This window comes from Bacteroidales bacterium, from assembly GCA_014860585.1.
Lineage (GTDB): Bacteria > Bacteroidota > Bacteroidia > Bacteroidales > 4484-276 > RZYY01.
In genome coordinates this window covers 1-17,712 of record JACZJL010000081.1, presented here as the reverse complement: position 1 = coordinate 17,712, position 17,712 = coordinate 1, and the positions used below count along the sequence as shown (strand labels likewise).

Below are 17,712 nucleotides of genomic sequence, written 5' to 3'. Positions count from 1 at the left end.
TGCTTCCGGAAGTGGAACAGACATCCAGGAAGTCAACCGGCTGATCAAACAATTTGACGATACACGCAGGATGATGCGCATGATGACCACCAACGGTGGCAAAGGAATGATGAAGATGATGCAACAAATGAAAGGGGCGCGATAGAGACGCACGGCCGGTAGAGACGCACGGCCGTGCGTCTCTACCGGCTTAACAAATTTTATTATAACACCCATTATTGTAATGAAAATCATTGACGGAAAAGCAACCGCGGAGATCATAAAACATGAGATCAAAATTGAGGTTGCAAAAATTATTGACAACCTTGATGTTGCACCACACCTGGCAGCTATATTAATAGGTGAAGACCCCGCCAGCCAAACATACATTTCAAGCAAGGAAAAAGATTGTAAATCGGTTGGTATAACCTCTTCGGTGTATCGTTTGGGTAAACAAACCTCCGAATCAGACCTTTTGAAAGCAATTGATTTCCTCAACCTTGACGATCAGGTTCATGGGTTTATCGTTCAGTTGCCCCTGCCTTCTCATATTAATGTTGAAAAAGTTATCGCTGCAATTGACCCCAGAAAAGATGTGGATGGTTTTCATCCGACCAATCTTGGAAACATGTTGCTCGGGCAGGAAAGCTTTTTGCCAGCCACACCATTCGGCATCATCGAATTGCTAAAACGTTATAAAATTGATACCGAAGGGAAACATTGCGTGGTGCTCGGCAGAAGTAATATCGTTGGCACACCGCTGAGCGTGATGCTTTCGCGCAAAAGCTACCCGGGGAATTGTACAGTAACCTTGTGTCATTCACACACAAGGAACCTTCCCGAGATCACGCAGCAGGCAGATATTCTGATCGCTGCAATCGGAAAGGAAGAATTTGTCACTAAAGACATGGTTAAAGATGGTGCAGTAGTCATCGATGTAGGGATACACAGGAAAGCTGACGAAAAGAGCACTTCTGGCTACACACTCACTGGAGATGTAAAGTTTGACGAAGTTGCACCCAAATGCAGTTTTATTACCCCGGTTCCGGGCGGAGTGGGCCCGATGACGAGAGCAGCACTTTTAATCAATACCGTTAAAGCTTTTAAGAACAATCACATCCAGGGGTTAGATAATTAGTATCAGCAATAAAAAACCCTAAATTTGATTTTCAACAAATGGAGTTTTCTTGTTGACACTAATTTAAGGATAACAGTTTTAAAAATTTAGTTACATATTTTGATAACACCAGGCATCAAAGACCCAGAACAACAGAGATTGCTTGCTGAGGGAAAACTTCTTCCCATCATGGAAGCATTCTACACGCTTCAGGGGGAGGGATATAACACCGGTGAAGCAGCCTTTTTCATCAGGGTTGGGGGCTGCGATGTAGGCTGCCGGTGGTGCGACGTAAAGGAATCATGGAATCCTGACCTGCATCCTTTGACAAAAACTACCGAAATCATTCAACAGGCACTGGCGCAACCCTCCAAAGCAGTTGTGGTTACTGGCGGCGAGCCTTTGCTTTACAACCTCGGTTTCCTTTGTCAACAGCTTAAACTCAATAACTTTAAAACCTACCTTGAAACATCAGGAGCCTATCCGCTTTCCGGTGAATGGGACTGGATTTGTCTTTCACCAAAGAAAAACACCGCTCCCATAGGAAATATCGTTGAATTGGCCAATGAATTAAAGGTGATCATTTTTAACGACAGCGATATAGCCTGGGCAGAGAAATTTGCCTCACAGGTTAGCCCCGGTTGCAAACTTTATCTCCAGCCGGAATGGAGCCGTTCAAAATACATGACTCCTGTAATCATCGATTACGTGAAGCAACATCCAAAATGGAAAATTTCCCTTCAGTCGCATAAGTTCATGAACATCCCATAATGACGCGGGCAGCCCGCCCTGACGAACCGGTCAGACGAATAGAAAGGGCAAGAAGCTGCAGGAAGGATACAGTTGGCAAATTTTGATCATCTTCAATTTTCCAAAAAGTTAATCGATACATTTGTTTTGAGGGTTTTGTCGTTAATCAACCGATTAAACCAGAATTTGGAAAAAATGATCCAGCCGACAAAATCTATGTTAAAATTGCTTTTCGCTATTTTCCTTTATTTCATAATACCAGTCCATCATTGTGATGGCCAAACCTTATCAACTGACTCAAAACGTGCGGTTAAATTCTACGAAGAAGGGAGAAAAGAATTTGGACTTCAACACTTTGAAGTGGCAAAACAAGCATTAAAAAAGGCTATATCAGCTGATGATCAGTTTCTGGAAGCCTACATGCTTATGGGGGATGTCCTGAAGTCGCTCGATGAAACTCAGGCTGCCATTGATGTATACGAAAAAGTTATTCAAATTAATCCCGAAAAATATCCCGAAGTTTTTTACTTTTCAGGTCTGCTCCATTTCGGGTTGCAGCAATATGACCAAAGCGTCGAAAAACTAAATCACTTTTTGTCGGTTGATAAAAAGAATGCCTTAAGGGTGCGTGAAGCAGAGTTTTACCTGGCTTGTAGCATATTTGCCCAAAATGCAATAATAAATCCGGTTCCTTTTGATCCTCAAAATCTCGGCGAAAATATCAATACCGTATCAGATGAGTTTATCAATGCAGTAAGTTCCGATGAGTTACATCTCTATTTTACCGGCAGGGACCCTGAGTCAAGCCAGACCCATGCTTCCGACAGGTTCTTCCGTGCTTTCCGCGAAAGTGATAGTGTTGAATGGTCACCTTCGAAACTCGTTGCACCACCACTCAATACAAAGGACAACCAGGGGGCATTATCGATCACACCTGATGGTAGATATTTACTGTTTACCGGCTGTCAATGGTCTGAAGGCTATGGAAGCTGCGATATTTATGCTTCAAAAATTATGGCCGGTAAATTTTCAGAACCCCAAAATCTTGGAAGTCCGGTTAACAGCTCCACCTGGGATTCACAACCTTCGCTTGGTTCTGATGGAAGAACGCTGTATTTTGCCAGTAAACGAACCGGTGGTTTTGGGAAATCGGATATTTGGAAAAGCAGCCTGCAGGAGGATGGTAGTTGGTCAATTCCCGAAAACCTTGGTGAAGTAATTAATACACCTGGCTCGGAAATGGCGCCGTTTATCCACCCCGATGGCAAAACATTATATTTCTCTTCCGACCGGCATGTGGGTATGGGCGGGATTGATCTGTTTGTCACAAGGCTCGATCCTACCGGGAATTGGTCTGTTCCGGAAAATCTTGGTTACCCGGTAAACACGCCCGGCGATGAGATCAACATTTTAGTCAATGCACCCGGAAACAAAGCTTACATCTCAGCCAAACTGACTGCAGGATTGGGTGGATTCGACATTTATGAATTTGAATTGCATGAGCCGATCCGACCTGAACCATCGACATATATAAAAGGTGTGATTTCGGATTCAAAAACAGAGATGCCGCTTTCAGCCAACTTCGTTCTGATACATATTCAAACAGGGGAAGAAATGATAAGATCATTTTCAGATGAAAAAACCGGCGAGTTCTTGCTTTGTATTCCCACTAAACATGATTATGCCCTGAATGTAGCTAAGGAGGGCTACCTGTTTTTTTCTGAAAATTTTTCCCTCACAGGCTTCAACACTATTTTTGAACCATTCCTGATGGATATCAGCCTTCGTCCAATAGTTCCGGGAGAAACCACCATTCTGAAAAATATCTTTTTCGACTCGGGTAAGACTGACCTGAAAATTGAATCCATTGGTGAACTGAGAAAACTAAAGGAATTTCTTGAGCACAACTTATCAGTTAGTATAGAAATCAGCGGGCATACTGATAATATTGGCGGAGAAAAGTATAACCTTGATTTATCAAACGAAAGGGCAAAGTCGGTGGTTGATTTTCTGGTTAAGAATGGTATTGCAGGTAAACGACTACAATTCAGGGGTTATGGTTTCAGCAACCCGATTGCAGACAACGAAACTGAAGAAGGACGGGCTGCCAATCGCAGGACAGAAATCAAGATTATTGAAATAGTGAGGTAGTGTCTTATTTTGCAAATTGTTGCCATTTTTTTGGCAGAAATTCCAAATGACAAATTCCAAATCATAAATAAATACTAAATTCAAAGAATTCAAATACGAAACTTTTAAACATTATTATCCTTATTCTATGTTTGGATTTTTGATCCTTCGTACATTGTCCAAAGGACTCCTATGGAGAGTTTTATTTGTCCTAAGGACTCCTATGGAGAGATTTCTTATTTGTATTTTGTAGTTTCTGATTTATCAAGGTTAGGTTTTACAAGGTCATTTTCCGGCCTTCAACTCCAACCTGAGCATATTGAGTGCTTCAAGGGCAGCTTTGCGAATGTTCCTTCCGCGATGTTCACCAAAAAGATGTTTCCTTGCGACCGTTTGTTCAGGAGAAGAAAGCGCAATCCAGGTTGTTCCTACAGGTTTTTCGGGTGTTCCTCCATCCGGTCCGGCAATACCTGAAACAGCAAGACCATAGTCCGTATGGAGCTTCTGTCTGATTCCCTGAGCCATCTGCCTGACCACCTGTTCACTCACAGCGCCATGTTGTTCAAGCAGAGCGCCATCAACTCCAAGATTATTCCTTTTGACTTCATTAGAATAAGCCACAACCGATCCCTTAAAATATGCAGAGCTCCCGGGAACGCTGGTAATAAGGTGCGCTATGTATCCACCGGTGCAACTTTCAGCCGTCGAAAGTGTTTTTCCTGATGATAGCAGTAATTTCCCGCTAACTTCTTCCATGGTTTCTGTTCCATAGCCAAAAATCAAATCAGGAATGAGTTGTTGAAGTTTTGTATCCAGTTCCTCAAGTTGAGCTTCAAGTTTTGCTTTTAGATCACCAATCGCAGTAAGTCTCAGTCGGACCATCCCCGGTTGGGGAAGGTAGGCCAGTTTGACATTTTCAGGCAGATGATCTTCCCAATCTTCAATCGTTTTGGCAAGAAAAGATTCCCCAACACCTTGCGTTAAAATGGTTTTATGAACAATAAAACTGGCGCTCGTATATTTTGCCAGCCTGGGCAAAACCTGCGTTGTGAACATAGTTTTCATTTCAAAAGGAACCCCTGGCATCGAAACGAAATATTTACCATCCTTCTCAAACCACATACCCGGGGCTGTCCCTTCGGGATTTGGCAGAGGAATACATGAGGCGGGCACCTCAGCCTGGCGGCGGTTTAATTCAGTAACTGCCATGCCCCGCAGTCGGAATAACCGTTCTACATTTTCGTATGCTTCCTGGTCAAATACAAGATAGGTATCGAAAAACTCACATAAAACCTGCTTGGTCACATCGTCTTTTGTTGGGCCAAGACCGCCTGTGATCAGGATTACATCGGCCCGTCGTGAAGCTTCGGCAAGTGTGGTCAGAATTTGCCCGCGATCATCAGAAATGATGGTGATCTGATTTACCCTAACTCCGGTAAGATTAAGCTGCTCGCCCAGCCATGCCGAGTTGGTATCTACCACCTGGCCAATCAGTAATTCGTCTCCAATTGTGATTATCTCTGCTTTCATTTAAATATCGTTTGTTCAAAATGTTACCTTTGCAACTTTTTCTGCAAAATTAGAATTAATAACTCGTGATAATGGAAAGAATTAAAGAGTCGGAGTTGATTATAAATGCTGAAGGAAATATTTACCACCTGAACCTGAAGCCTGACAACCTGGCTGACAATGTAATCCTGGTCGGAGATCCGGGAAGGGTTTTAAAAATCTCACGCTATTTCGATAAAATTGAGCATCAAAGCCAGAACCGCGAGATTGTTGCTCACACCGGAACCTTCAACAATAAGCGGATTTCAGTGCTTTCTACCGGTATGGGAACGGACAATATTGATATCGTGATGAACGAATTGGATGCGCTGGTCAACATTGATTTTAAAACGCGCATTGCAAGAGAAAAACTCAGAAGCCTTAATATTGTTAGGCTGGGAACATCCGGCGCCATTCAACCTGAAATTCCCGTTAACACCATTGCCGTATCTACGCACGGCATAGGCATGGACGGGTTGTTGAAGTTTTACCACAGCAGCCATGTTATTGAAACGGAGCTGACTAACGCATTTATTCATCAAACAGACTGGCATGACGATCTTCCATTTCCCTATATTGTTGCAGGTTCAGATCAATTAATTCATAAAATGGGTTACGGCCTTTTACAGGGGATTACCGGAACAGCCCCAGGCTTTTACGGCCCACAGGGCAGGGTAATCCGCATTCCGCTCAACCATCCCGAATTAATGGAACGCATTCAAAAGTTCAGTTTTGAAGGAAAAAGGGTATTAAATTTCGAAATGGAAACTTCGGCACTTTATGGCCTGGGCAAATTACTCAGCCACAATACGCTGACTATGTGCGCGGTGATTGCCAACCGGGCTACCGGTGAATATTCAAAAGACTACCATGCTGTCATCGACAGGTTGATACAAATAGTGTTGGAGCGATTGACTGCCAGCTAGTTTTTAGAAGGATCGGGTAATATCTTTTTATATCTTAATTTAATTACCCCCAGCACCGCCTCTTTAAAAATCCCGGCACTCATTTTTGAGGTTCCAACAGTACGGTCAGTGAAAACAATCGGAACTTCAACGACATTAAAACCAAGACGCGCTGCAGTGAGTTTCATCTCAATCTGAAAAGCATACCCGATAAATTTGATTTTGTCAAACCAAATGGTTTCAAGGACCTTGCGGCGATAGCAAATAAAACCGGCTGTTGAATCGGCAATCCTCAACCCTGTGACAATCCTGACGTATTTGGAAGCATAATAGGACATCATCACTCTCCCCATCGGCCAGTTGACCACCCGGATTACATTGCCCACATAACGGGATCCAATGGCAACGTCTGCACCATTTTTACAGGTTTCGTAAAGCCTGATCAGGTCAGCCGGATTGTGCGAAAAGTCGGCATCCATTTCAAAAATATACTCGTAACCTCTCGCCAGCGCCCAACGAAATCCATGAATATAAGCCGTTCCCAATCCCAGTTTCCCTTTCCTTTCTTCAATAAAAAGCCGTTCTGGAAATTCGTTCAGGAGGTTTTTGACGATGGTTGCTGTACCATCAGGAGAATTGTCTTCGACAACAAGCACATGGAAATCGCCTTTGAGGGAAAAAACGTACCGAAGAATATTTTCGATGTTTTCCTTCTCATTATAGGTTGGTATGATGACTAATTTATCCGGCATCTCAGTTGTTTTGTCAGGCAACTTTTTTTGGATTAATAATAATTAACGTGATTTCACTTGCAGTATTGGATGTCTAATCTCAATCTGAAAGTAAAATTATCCGCTCCGAATTCCTGGCAGTATCATCAGAATAGACAACAAAGTAAATCCCATCCATCAACCTTTGCTGCCTTAAGTCAATGCTGAATGTTTCAGCAAATGAGTCAACGCTGAATGCTGACTTTTCGATCCCCATTAAATCGAAAATCCTTATTTCACGGTTAAGGCTACCAGTGACGGGAAGTTGAATAAATAGTTCACCTGCAGTCGGGTTGGGGAAAACAATAAGATGTAGCAAGTTTTCCTTTTCACCAATAAACGTTGGATCAGATATGTCTTTCAACGACCTGAGTTCGATTTTCCATTCAGAGTAATCGTAACTGAGAGGTCCTGTAATCGTGTAATCTTTGTTCAACACAGGATCGATTTCAAAAACATCGTTGTTATGAACATTTACCTGGCCTGTCCCATCATTCACCCGCCACATACCAGAATTGTTCCAGTGCTGGGCATAGGTGCATGTGGCATCGGCAATCCTCACCAGGACACTTTCCCAATCTTCCCCTAAATCAGAAGCGGTGAGTACCTCGGGATCGGGTCCAGGCAGATCAGTTTTAATCAGTTTGTACATCGTGGGATTGGTCATTTCCGTGAGGCCATAGTATTCTTTGGCTAATCCTGTGATAACGATGCTGTCGCCAATGGCAGGGAACCTGTTGGGATCATAAATGAACAAACCCGTTCTTGGTCCATTTCCTGCCTGGATGTAATAGCCGTTGGGGAAAAAAGCAGTTACAATACCCGTAGTTGTAACGATTTGATTTTCGTAAGGTGTATTGCTTCCGGTTCCCTGAATTTCGGGAATGGAGATGATGTCTCCATTGTATGAAGAGGCTACGCGGTAAGAATAAGTGGGCGACCATGAAATATTGCTGTTTCCTTCAATTGCTCTTACTGCGAAGTAAATTACCTTTTCTTCAGGGAAAGCAGGAATTTCACCCAGCCATTTTCCATTACTAAAATTCATTGTAATGTGATCCTGCAGGTTGTTAAAAGCATCTCCCCAGTAAAGCTTTACATCACCAGCTTCAGGTTTAGGCTCAATACTTGCCGAAACGGTAACCTTTTGGGTGCTTTGGGGCTGATCATCCGAAACCCCGATACCGCCAATTGAAAAATACGGCAGACTTCCCTGCCCCCAAATCAATTCGACAAAAGCAGGATTGTCAATAAAAGGATTTCTGTTTTTTTGAAATCTGTAAATCACATTGTTCCTGTTATATTCAAACTGATCGGGTGGATCCAGAGGATTCCATTCGAGCAAAGCCGACAGTTTACCATGTTCCGGATAAGGATAAGTATCCAGTTTGTCAACAACAGTAAGATTTGCCTCGCCATTGGTGTATTCGTAGCGGGTGTCCATATAAAAGATCGTCCTGGCCACATCGCCTTTGACTGCGTTGCGCGGTTCCCAGGAAACTCCGGGGGTAAACTTACATTCCGTGGCTTCTGAATGATAGTAAAGGCTCCAGTCGAAGTCGAGGTTGCTGCGGGCGGTGTTCACCGAAGCATCGGCGGGTTTCAGGTTGTGCACATCTGAATCCATGGGCAGAATACCTTCAAACTGTCCGTGCGACTTAGCCCAAACATGTTCGCGGTTGATCTTGTTGCCACCTGATCCGTAATCCATCCCATTTTGAGATCTGCCTGTGTAAATCAAGATGACATTTCCGGGAAAAGCCGGATCAGCATCTGCATAGTAGATCACATATTTTGAAAAAAAATAGGATAAGCTGTTATGCCCATCGATGATTTCGTGCAATTTCATTTTCAGATCATTGCCCTGCAACCCCTCAGTACCGTTGTAATAGCCAACGGGCTGAAGGAATGCACAAAAAGGCAGCACAGCAAAAAGAAAGGTGAAGAAAGAATTTCTATTCATTAAAATAGATTTAACAGCCTACTTTTTTACCTCAACTTTACTGATTTCCCAGGTTGAGGAACCACTTTCGGTACTTATGAATTTGAAAGCGATGCGGATGGTTTGGTTTTCGTATGCAGCCAGACTTACATCGCCGCTGTTTACGAAGGTCCAGTTATTTCCGGGAGCACGGTTAAATCCGGTAAGTTCGGTCCATGTTCCGTTGGTTGAAGGATCACTGGTGCCGTCATAGTCGGTAGAAATCAGCACTTTCAAATCGTTGATGTTCGTGATATAGTTGATGGCTTCACGGAAATTCAGGGTGACCCCGGTATGTCCTTCCAGCGAAATCGCAGGTGAAATCAGCCAGTCTTCGTTAGCAAAACTTGATCCCTGGTAACCAGACATCACAACACAACCCCCATCAAAGTTACCCCAGCCCCAGACTTGTGTACCTGTTACACTGTACGCGGTAAATGTACCAAGGTTGGAATCAAATTCCTCTTCGAAAATGGAGGTCCCTCCTCCACCGCCGCCGCCTTCCAGCTCAAAATCGGCATTTTCACCGGAACTATCTCTCAGGCCGGCTGCTCCAAAATAAGTACGTAAGGTTCCGTTCACACTCAGCAACTTTCCAAGATTATCAGGATTGTCCAGGAGATTTACTTCAGATCGCAAGGGCGATCCGGCAGGCAGGTTCACAATAACGCAGTTCAGGTAATTGTTTTCAGTCGGTGAATCGGCAATCAACACGTTGGTAGCTAATGTAAATGGAGCTGCATAATCAATATCATCATTTGAAACAATTGAAGTAATGCCGGATTTTACGGCGCCGACGATGTAGCCTTTAACCCAACCTACCACATAAGGCGTTGCGTTTTGTTTTTCAATTCCTGAAACCACGTTATATGGATCGGCCTGCGTTCCAGAACCTGTTCCGGTTCCACCGCCGCCGCCACCACAACGTTCTCCTGTGAGGTCAATCTCGTTCAGGTCGCGCACATAAAGTTGAATATCATTGTTAAACTGGCTGGCAATGCCAATAAACACACCGTTTCCGTCAGGTAAGCTAACCCCGGCAAAATTGGCATAACCACTTGTTCTGACAATCACGGTGCTGTTGTTACAATCTTTTAGCGTACGATTTACCGTTGTTAATCCTACAGCATCCGACCAGGTTTTGCTGGTGTCTGAAGCCGAAAACTCAACACCCTCAAGTTTAATCAGCATCGAATTGTAGGCGCCGCCGGCAAGCTGGGGAATGGTAACAAGTGTTGGTTCAATCAAAACACCGGTTTTAATTTTCACGATATTAAGGTCAACGTCCACCGAGTCGAGTTGCATCACGCCACTGTAATTTCCGAGAATCAGCCCGTTAAGGTAAACCCTTACAGAGTCGCCAACATACAGCCCTCCGGGATTTTTCAGCCGCAGGTTGATGGCGCCGGTTGCGTCCTGGATGTATGAGTTTTTGTAAATATTTCCTGAAGTCTCGTCGCCAACCACCACCCCATAGGTTGACATGGCTGTGTCAAACTTGAGGAATTGCCCGTTATACATGGCCTTTAGGTCAGCAATGGATACAACTTCGCCAACCGGAATTTCTTTTGATGGTGGTTCGTCAAAATCCTGTTTTACACATGAAGCAAAAATCATTGTGAACACGGTGATCAGTAAAAGTGAGGGGAAAACTAATTTTTTTAGCATGACTGTGAATAGATTAAATGTTGTTTGGAAAGTTCTTTTTAAAGTTAAAATCTAAAGCTAAGGTTGGCATAATATTGAATTCCATAAAGATAAAAATATTTGGGGGGGAATTTTTCAAGGTCATTCGGGTCGTACCTGAACTGTTCGAAACCACCAAAAGCGAAGTTGGTTTCGTTCAGCACATTGTTAACACTCAGGTTGAGGGCGATATAATATTGTTTTATCCGCCATGATTTGCCTCCGAAAATATCCACTGTATAAGCCGATGACAGTTTTTCCTGGTAAAGAAGTTCATTAAACCTGATGTCATCTTCATTATACAATCCGGCAGCGCCTTCAGAGCGGCGGTCGGGATTGGGTTCGAGGTAAATATCGTCGAAATAGTTAATGTTGGCGCCAATCCACCAGTATTTTGGAGAGTTGTACTTAATTCCACCCGAAAGGGCAGTCTGCGGGCTTCCGCCAACGTAATAGTTCTTGAGGTAAATTTTCCTGTTTTCAGCAAGGATATCAGAATTGTTGTCCTGTGAGATGGTGGCCAATGGACGGGAGTTATAGATCAATTGTCCCAAACCGGCTACTGCAGTCAGGTTGATGGTGGAAGTCAATTTGTAATCTACACCCAGCTCGGCGCCGCTGCTGCGTGTATCTACTCCGGTCATCTGGTAATTGACAAAACTGCGCAGGGTTTCATGGTAAAAACTGCGGGAGTAGACCTGGTCGTTGAATTCGGTGTAATAAAGGGTTGCTCTTGCCTGGATGTTCGGAGCACGCAACACATAACTGATATCTCCCGACAACACTTTTTCGCTGTCGAGGTTGCTCACCACATGGTCTCGTGTACGCGGCGAAATGTAGGAATCCCTGAAATAAGGCGCACGAGTAAGGTACATTCCATTGACGATCACATAATGGCGACCGGTAATTTTATAGGTTACCCCACCTTTCACACCATAATTGGTGAAACTCTGTTTCTCTGAATCACCAAGCGACTCGTTTGGAAATTTCCCGTTCTGCATATGACCGGTACGCCAGAATTCGGTAGCTGACAAATTGAGCGCTACAAAATAATCGAATTTGGGGTAGGTGAAATTGGCCTGAACAAATGCGTCAACGCTATTGACATTGGCATCATAGTCATATCCAAAAACATCACCTTCGTAAACAGGTTTGTTAGGAGTTCTGAGGTCGTTTTGCGACTGGAGGGGATCAAATACATCCTGTTCGGCAAATTTATCAATGTTGATGTAAAAGTCTCCACCGAGCAAATCTTCAGCTACTTTGTAGGTCCTTCCTTTATAAAGTGAAACGTTGAGTCCGGAATTCAGGTTAAAGTGCGGATTGATCTCTTTCCAGAGGTTGGTGTTAAACTGAAACTGATTATGATCGTTGCGACGGTCTTCGATAATGTATTTGGAGAAGTTGCCTGTCACGCTGTTACCCTCTATTCCATAAGCATTGTTAATGGTGAAGAGGTTTTTGCTGTTTGCAAAGTAAAAGAAGTCCCAATCCAGTTGCCGGAATGATTCATTGTTTTGCCATTGGTTGGTGTAATATTCAAACTGTGCTGGGTTGTCTTTGTAATAACTGGGCAGGTTTCTGTAATAATCCGGCCTCGGGTCGGCAGCATCATACCATTCTAAAGCGGTAGTTCCGTATCTTCCAAAAAAATAGGCTGCCGAAGTGGTCAATTTTGTTGATTTGTCTGGTTCCCAATAATGCGTAAGGAGTAACCGGGGCTGGTTGTATGTTCCTACCCTTGAGTTGCGTTTTTCGCCATTCTGGTATCCCCAATTGGGATTGTAATAATTCGATCCGGCGAGGTCATAGGCCTCCTGGGTTACCACGCCCGCTCTTCCGGCCTGCGAGGGAGCAGCAAAAGCGATAAACCCGAGGCTGTGTTTACTGTTCAGTTTCTTTTCCACCGAGACAAAATAGCTCCAGGCATCGTAAAAAGTTCCTTCAACATAACCCTCTTCAGCCCATCTTCTTGAGCCGGAAACTGAAAAAGCCCAGCCATTGTCGAGCATTCCTGAATTGTAGGTCGCCATCAGGCGGTTGCGGTAAGCACGGTTGGTGGATGAATAAGTTAAGCGGGTTCCGGGACGCAGCTTTGAAGCACGCGCTTCGATATTAGTGGCGCCACTCACTCCACCAAATGAATACGGAGAAGCAGAAATCCCAAAATCGATTTCCTGCCAGCGGGTCACGTCATTCAGCCCTCCCCAGGCCGACCAGTAAGCCCTTCCTGTTTCCATGTCATTCAGCGGTACGCCGCTCATCAGCACGGTAGTGTTTTCAGAATCGTAGCCCCTGATCCTGAATCGTGTCTGTCCAAAAGTAAAACCTGCGGTGGACACAAAAATATCCCTCGACGATTGCAGCAGTCCTGAGATGTTTTGCGATTGATCGTCCGAATCCAGGTCAGATTCAGTAATCGTAATAACCGGTATTACCGTTGGATCTTCCTTGGCAACAAATGTCGTATCAGTTTGGGAAAATACTTGCACGATCAACAACAGAGCGGAAATGGTAAAAATGATTTTTTTCATCAGAAAATAGTTGGATACTTGATTGTTGATAATATCAGTGTTTGAATGAAATAAGCCGGCAAATTTAGGTATAATTTGAATTGCCGTGTCTGTTTAATTGCTTTTGTTTTAAATTTGTCGCAAAATTTAAACTTAACAACAGGCGCATGAAAATTTCATTTCGTTTATCAGTAATGGTCGTTCTTTTCCTTACCAGCCTGACTTTAAAAGCCCAGGATGAAGCCAGGTACAGAGTTGGCTGCATCGCCTTCTACAACATCGAAAACCTGTTTGATACGATCAAGCAGCCAGAGGTGAATGACATTGAATTTACTCCACAGGGTATCAACAACTGGAACTCAAAGAAATATTACGAGAAACTTGAAAAGCTTTCAGAAGTGATTTCCAAAATCGGCACTGAAATGACGCCCGATGGCCCTGCAATTTTAGGAGTTAGCGAAATTGAGAACCGCAGTGTGCTGATTGACCTGGCTGCACAACCCGCCATTAGCAGCCGGAATTACCAGGTGGTGCATTACGACGGGCCGGATCTGCGAGGCGTGGATTGCGCACTGTTCTACAGTCCGAAATATTTTACCGAAACCAATTCCCAATCCAGACGATTGAGGATTGAAGGAAATGATGAGTTCCTGACGCGCGATCAACTGGTTGTTTCCGGTTTATTCGACGGCGAAATGATGCACTTCATCGTCAACCACTGGCCATCGCGCAGGGGAGGACAAAAGCGCAGCGAACCCATGCGGATTGCCGCTGCCGAACTCACGAAATCCATAGTGGACTCTCTCCTGGCCATTGACCCCAACGCCAAGGTAATTGTGATGGGCGACCTGAACGATGATCCGATAGATAAATCGGTAAAAAAAGTACTCAACTCAACTGATAACCCGGAGAAGATCAGCGATGGAATGATGTTCAACCCCATGGAAAGACTCTACCGCCAGGGAATAGGGAGCCTGGCCTACCGCGACTCATGGAACCTCTTCGACCAGATGATCATGACTCCGGCACTGGTCGGTGGCGACAAAAGCACCTACAAATTTTACCGTGCCGGCGTTTTCAACAAACCCTGGATGGTGCAAAAAGAAGGCGCTTTCAAAGGCTACCCCTGGCGCTCCTTCGCCGGCGGCAGCTACCTCGGCGGCTACAGCGACCACTTCCCCGTGTACCTGTTTTTGCTTAGGGAGGAGAAGTAGCTGGTCTCTATTTCAAAATTTTTGCTTTCATCTCAACATGCTACACTTCAATTGATCAGAGCAGGTTGCTTATTTGTCAATACCAGATTTACATTACCTTTACAAAAAAATTCATATTATGAACACTGCATCAATTAGAAAAAAACTCTATGATTACATCAGAGTTGCCGATGACAGAAAAGTAAGGGCTATTTACACCATCATCGAAAATGATATGATTGAGCCTTATGAATGGTGGAATGATAAAGAACTACTCGCCAAACTTGACCATCGTTCTAAACAAATAAAAAGCGGTAACGACAAAGGTCAGCTTTGGGAAGATGCAAAAATCGAAATTCTGAATCATCACAAAGGAGCAGGAAATGGGATTTAAAATCTTACTTTAATCAAGTGCCATAAAGGAACTTGATGCATCATTTCTATGGTATGAAGAACGAAGAGAAGGATTAGGTGATCGATTCATCAGTATTATTGATAAGGCTTTTCATCTGATTGAACTTTCCCCTGAAAGACTTCCCTTAAAAGCTAAATCCTTCAGAGAGTTTGTGGTTGATAAATTTCCTTACGTCATCGATTATGAATACATCGAAGAGGAGCAAAAAATTATCGAATTACATGTGTTCGACACAAAACGAAACCCAAGATTCAAATTCCGCCGTCATTAAAATAGTAAACAGTGCCAGCACGAAAACCTTTCAAATTTGACTTTCAACGGACCGGGTTAAATCCAGACTTTTAAGACAATTTTAGCATTTTTAAATCCGAATATCACCAAAAACTATCTATCCGGTAATTGAGATTTGTCATTATCTTTGCACCATAAAACCTGTAAACAATGAAAGAAAGTGAAGAAACCATCACAATCAGGGTCAGGAAATCGAAGGCTAAGGCTTTCAGGCAAATGCTCCGATTATTTGATTTCGTGAACCTTGAAACGCCCGAAGAGAAAATAGAGCGTTACATTAAAAATGCCCCTAAAGATGTACCTCTTGATGATGATGACATCATGGGAATGATCAAAAGCACAGCCTGATTTATGTTTTCACAAAAAATCAGAATTATATTTGATACCAACATCTGGATTAGTTTTTCAATAGGAAAACGTCTTGATGTGTTAAAGGATGTGCTACTGTCCGGCAGATTTGATATTTTAATTTGTGAAGAGATTATTACAGAGTACTTAACTGTTATTCAACGTGAAGAACTTGCAAAGTTTGTACCGCCGGCAAGAAGCGCCGATACCATTGATCTGATTGAGACATTTGCCACGAAAAGAAAAATTAAGTCAAAAGTGAAGCTCTCCCGCGATCCCAATGATGATTTCCTTTTGGCTTTCGCAATTGACACCAATGCAGATTATCTGGTAACCGGCGATAAGGATTTGCTCGCGATAAAGAAGTATAAAAATACGCTTATTGTTGATTTTTCTACATTCCTTGACTCCAACTTTTAGCGAACAGATGCTAAAATGATTGAAAAGCAACAGAATCCGGGCATTACCGCGCAATTCACTAAAAAGATTGAGCCCCCCGAAAAAGATCCTCCAAAGGTTGATCGTTACTTTAAAATCCCGATACCTGAATAAAAAAAAGGATAAAATCCCGTCATACGCCGGCGTATGGAATGAACTTGATGATGCTGTTTTCAGGGAGTTTACGGGAGAATTACTCACCAGGAGAACTTTGAAAAACGGTTTCATTTGAAAATTAAGCTCATCCCGAATCATTAGCGATTAAAAAAACTGTATTTTTGAACATCAAAAAAAAAATAAAATCCATAACATGAAACTCACAGCGATTATCGAAAAATCAAACGATGGCTGGTACGTCGGACAGTTGGAGGAAATTCCGGCTGTATTGTCGCAGGGGAAAACCATTGCTGAGTTGAAGGAGAATTTGTTGGATGCACTGCTGATATTAATGGAAACCGATCCATGGAAAGCTTTTCAGGATGAATTGCTAAAGAACATCAAAAACTAATCAAAAGTAAAATGACCACAGAAACAAAAATCAGAAAGCAGATACTCAGAAGAATCGAACGCATGCCAGAGGAGCAACTTATGGAACTTGACAAGATATTGAAAAAGTTAGAGTTGGAGAAGACTAAGAAGGACAGAATCCTTTCTTATGCCGGTGCTTGGAAAGACATGGATGATGCTATTTTTAGGGCATTTACCGGGGAATTAATCACCCGAAGACAAGAAAACAAAAGAAGAAGCGATGAAACGAGCCTTGATTGATACCGACATTTTATCCTATTATTTTAAGGGCAATCCAAAAGTAATAGGGCACTTTGAATCTTATCTTGGTATTTTCGATTCCATCGAGATTTGTATTATTACCTATTACGAAATCACAAGTGGGCTGCTTGCAAAAAAGGCTTTTCGCCAATTGCAGGTTTTTGAACAGTTTGTTGATGAGAACAAAATAATTCCCTTGACGAAAAAATCTTCAAAAATTTCAGCAGAATTATATGCACCACTTCGGCAAACGGGAAATCCTATTGATGATATTGATATACTGATCGCCGGTGTTGCAATCGAAAATGAAATGGTACTCGTAACCAATAACGAAAAACACGTTGGCAGAATATTAAACCTGAAAATAGAGAACTGGACTCTATAATTCTGGAAATACGAACACCAAGAGAAATATTAGCATGAAAACTAAACCGGAAAAAACAATGATTGACGAATTGAGGGAAATTCGTGATAAAATCAGCGATGAATTGAAAGACTTATCATTTGATGAAATGATGGAATACTTAGAGAAAAGGAAAGCATTGCATCCAAAAATGAAAAAACAAAAGACGGTGAATGTTTAACCGATTAAAGATGTTTTTAAAAGAAACGGTTTTGTGACTTACAACACTGAAATAAAAAAGCAAAGAGCGTTAGCTTATTCAAAAAAATTAAATTTGTACAATCACTTTAAAGACCAGACACAATGTCGAAAACAGAAATAATAGAGGTAAACATCGAACCCAAATTAAAGCATGAAGTGGAAGAAATCCTGCAACGACTGGGGTTGACCGCTTCGGATGCAATTGACCTGTTCTACCGGCAGATTCGTCAGAACAAAGGAATTCCTTTTCAGGTGAAAATTCCTAACGCAACAACC

Annotated in this window: 20 protein-coding genes; 15 read left to right on the top strand and 5 right to left on the bottom strand. The window is 42.9% G+C overall.

The window, feature by feature from the left end; all coding sequences use genetic code 11:
* From IH598_08245 to IH598_08230, 4 genes are all read left to right on the top strand, one after another.
* The coding region (locus IH598_08245) for a signal recognition particle protein (protein MBE0638495.1) at window positions 1–145 on the top strand (145 nt) is incomplete at its 5' end.
* Window positions 146–223: 78 nt separating this feature from the next.
* The gene (locus tag IH598_08240) at window positions 224–1,117 is read left to right on the top strand and encodes a bifunctional 5,10-methylenetetrahydrofolate dehydrogenase/5,10-methenyltetrahydrofolate cyclohydrolase (protein ID MBE0638494.1); all 894 of its coding nucleotides are present in this window, start codon (window positions 224–226) and stop codon (window positions 1,115–1,117) included.
* A 168-nt stretch (window positions 1,118–1,285) separates the two neighbouring features.
* On the top strand, window positions 1,286–1,867 hold the full coding sequence (locus tag IH598_08235) for a 7-carboxy-7-deazaguanine synthase QueE (protein ID MBE0638493.1): 582 nt from the start codon (window positions 1,286–1,288) through the stop codon (window positions 1,865–1,867).
* 195 nt (window positions 1,868–2,062) lie between these two features.
* Window positions 2,063–3,997, top strand: coding sequence for a PD40 domain-containing protein (locus IH598_08230; GenBank protein ID MBE0638492.1), 1,935 nt, complete (start codon window positions 2,063–2,065; stop codon window positions 3,995–3,997).
* A 264-nt stretch (window positions 3,998–4,261) separates the two neighbouring features.
* Here the strand turns inward: IH598_08230 and IH598_08225 are convergent, their stop codons facing one another.
* Entirely contained in the window at window positions 4,262–5,506 is a 1,245-nt protein-coding gene (locus IH598_08225; GenBank protein MBE0638491.1) for a competence/damage-inducible protein A, read from the bottom strand.
* A gap of 71 nt (window positions 5,507–5,577) precedes the next feature.
* On the opposite strand from IH598_08225, the gene IH598_08220 reads away from it, so the two are divergent.
* Entirely contained in the window at window positions 5,578–6,450 is an 873-nt protein-coding gene (locus IH598_08220; GenBank protein MBE0638490.1) for a nucleoside phosphorylase, read from the top strand.
* On the opposite strand, the gene IH598_08215 is transcribed toward IH598_08220, so the two are convergent.
* From IH598_08215 to IH598_08200, 4 genes are all read right to left on the bottom strand, one after another.
* Window positions 6,447–7,181, bottom strand: a complete 735-nt coding sequence (locus IH598_08215) for a polyprenol monophosphomannose synthase (GenBank protein MBE0638489.1) — start codon at window positions 7,179–7,181, stop codon at window positions 6,447–6,449. The genes IH598_08220 and IH598_08215 overlap by 4 nt on opposite strands.
* 79 nt (window positions 7,182–7,260) lie before the next feature.
* Window positions 7,261–9,162: an endonuclease gene (locus IH598_08210; GenBank protein MBE0638488.1), complete on the bottom strand. Its 1,902-nt coding sequence runs from the start codon at window positions 9,160–9,162 to the stop codon at window positions 7,261–7,263.
* An 18-nt stretch (window positions 9,163–9,180) separates the two neighbouring features.
* Window positions 9,181–10,848 (bottom strand): choice-of-anchor J domain-containing protein, encoded by a 1,668-nt coding sequence (locus tag IH598_08205; GenBank protein ID MBE0638487.1) that lies wholly within the window; start codon window positions 10,846–10,848, stop codon window positions 9,181–9,183.
* 44 nt (window positions 10,849–10,892) lie between these two features.
* Window positions 10,893–13,400 (bottom strand): TonB-dependent receptor plug domain-containing protein, encoded by a 2,508-nt coding sequence (locus tag IH598_08200; GenBank protein MBE0638486.1) that lies wholly within the window; start codon window positions 13,398–13,400, stop codon window positions 10,893–10,895.
* A gap of 146 nt (window positions 13,401–13,546) precedes the next feature.
* Between IH598_08200 and IH598_08195 the strand changes: the two genes are divergently transcribed.
* The 10 genes from IH598_08195 to IH598_08150 all read left to right on the top strand — a co-directional run.
* Window positions 13,547–14,593: an endonuclease/exonuclease/phosphatase family protein gene (locus IH598_08195; protein MBE0638485.1), complete on the top strand. Its 1,047-nt coding sequence runs from the start codon at window positions 13,547–13,549 to the stop codon at window positions 14,591–14,593.
* A 118-nt stretch (window positions 14,594–14,711) separates the two neighbouring features.
* On the top strand, window positions 14,712–14,966 hold the full coding sequence (locus tag IH598_08190; protein ID MBE0638484.1) for a hypothetical protein: 255 nt from the start codon (window positions 14,712–14,714) through the stop codon (window positions 14,964–14,966).
* 22 nt (window positions 14,967–14,988) lie between these two features.
* A complete protein-coding gene (locus IH598_08185; GenBank protein MBE0638483.1) occupies window positions 14,989–15,258 on the top strand; it encodes a type II toxin-antitoxin system RelE/ParE family toxin in 270 nt (89 codons plus the stop codon).
* 170 nt (window positions 15,259–15,428) lie between these two features.
* Entirely contained in the window at window positions 15,429–15,626 is a 198-nt protein-coding gene (locus tag IH598_08180) for a hypothetical protein (GenBank protein ID MBE0638482.1), read from the top strand.
* A gap of 3 nt (window positions 15,627–15,629) precedes the next feature.
* Complete coding sequence (locus IH598_08175; protein MBE0638481.1) at window positions 15,630–16,046, top strand: putative toxin-antitoxin system toxin component, PIN family; 417 nt, start codon at window positions 15,630–15,632, stop codon at window positions 16,044–16,046.
* Between the two features lie 328 nt (window positions 16,047–16,374).
* Window positions 16,375–16,572: a type II toxin-antitoxin system HicB family antitoxin gene (locus IH598_08170; protein MBE0638480.1), complete on the top strand. Its 198-nt coding sequence runs from the start codon at window positions 16,375–16,377 to the stop codon at window positions 16,570–16,572.
* Window positions 16,573–16,583: 11 nt separating this feature from the next.
* On the top strand, window positions 16,584–16,832 hold the full coding sequence (locus IH598_08165; GenBank protein MBE0638479.1) for a hypothetical protein: 249 nt from the start codon (window positions 16,584–16,586) through the stop codon (window positions 16,830–16,832).
* On the top strand, window positions 16,813–17,217 hold the full coding sequence (locus IH598_08160) for a type II toxin-antitoxin system VapC family toxin (GenBank protein ID MBE0638478.1): 405 nt from the start codon (window positions 16,813–16,815) through the stop codon (window positions 17,215–17,217). Before IH598_08165 ends, IH598_08160 begins: the two co-directional genes overlap by 20 nt.
* A gap of 34 nt (window positions 17,218–17,251) precedes the next feature.
* The gene (locus IH598_08155) at window positions 17,252–17,416 is read left to right on the top strand and encodes a hypothetical protein (GenBank protein MBE0638477.1); all 165 of its coding nucleotides are present in this window, start codon (window positions 17,252–17,254) and stop codon (window positions 17,414–17,416) included.
* A gap of 122 nt (window positions 17,417–17,538) precedes the next feature.
* Window positions 17,539–17,712: type II toxin-antitoxin system RelB/DinJ family antitoxin (locus tag IH598_08150; GenBank protein MBE0638476.1), on the top strand; the 174-nt coding region annotated here is incomplete at its 3' end.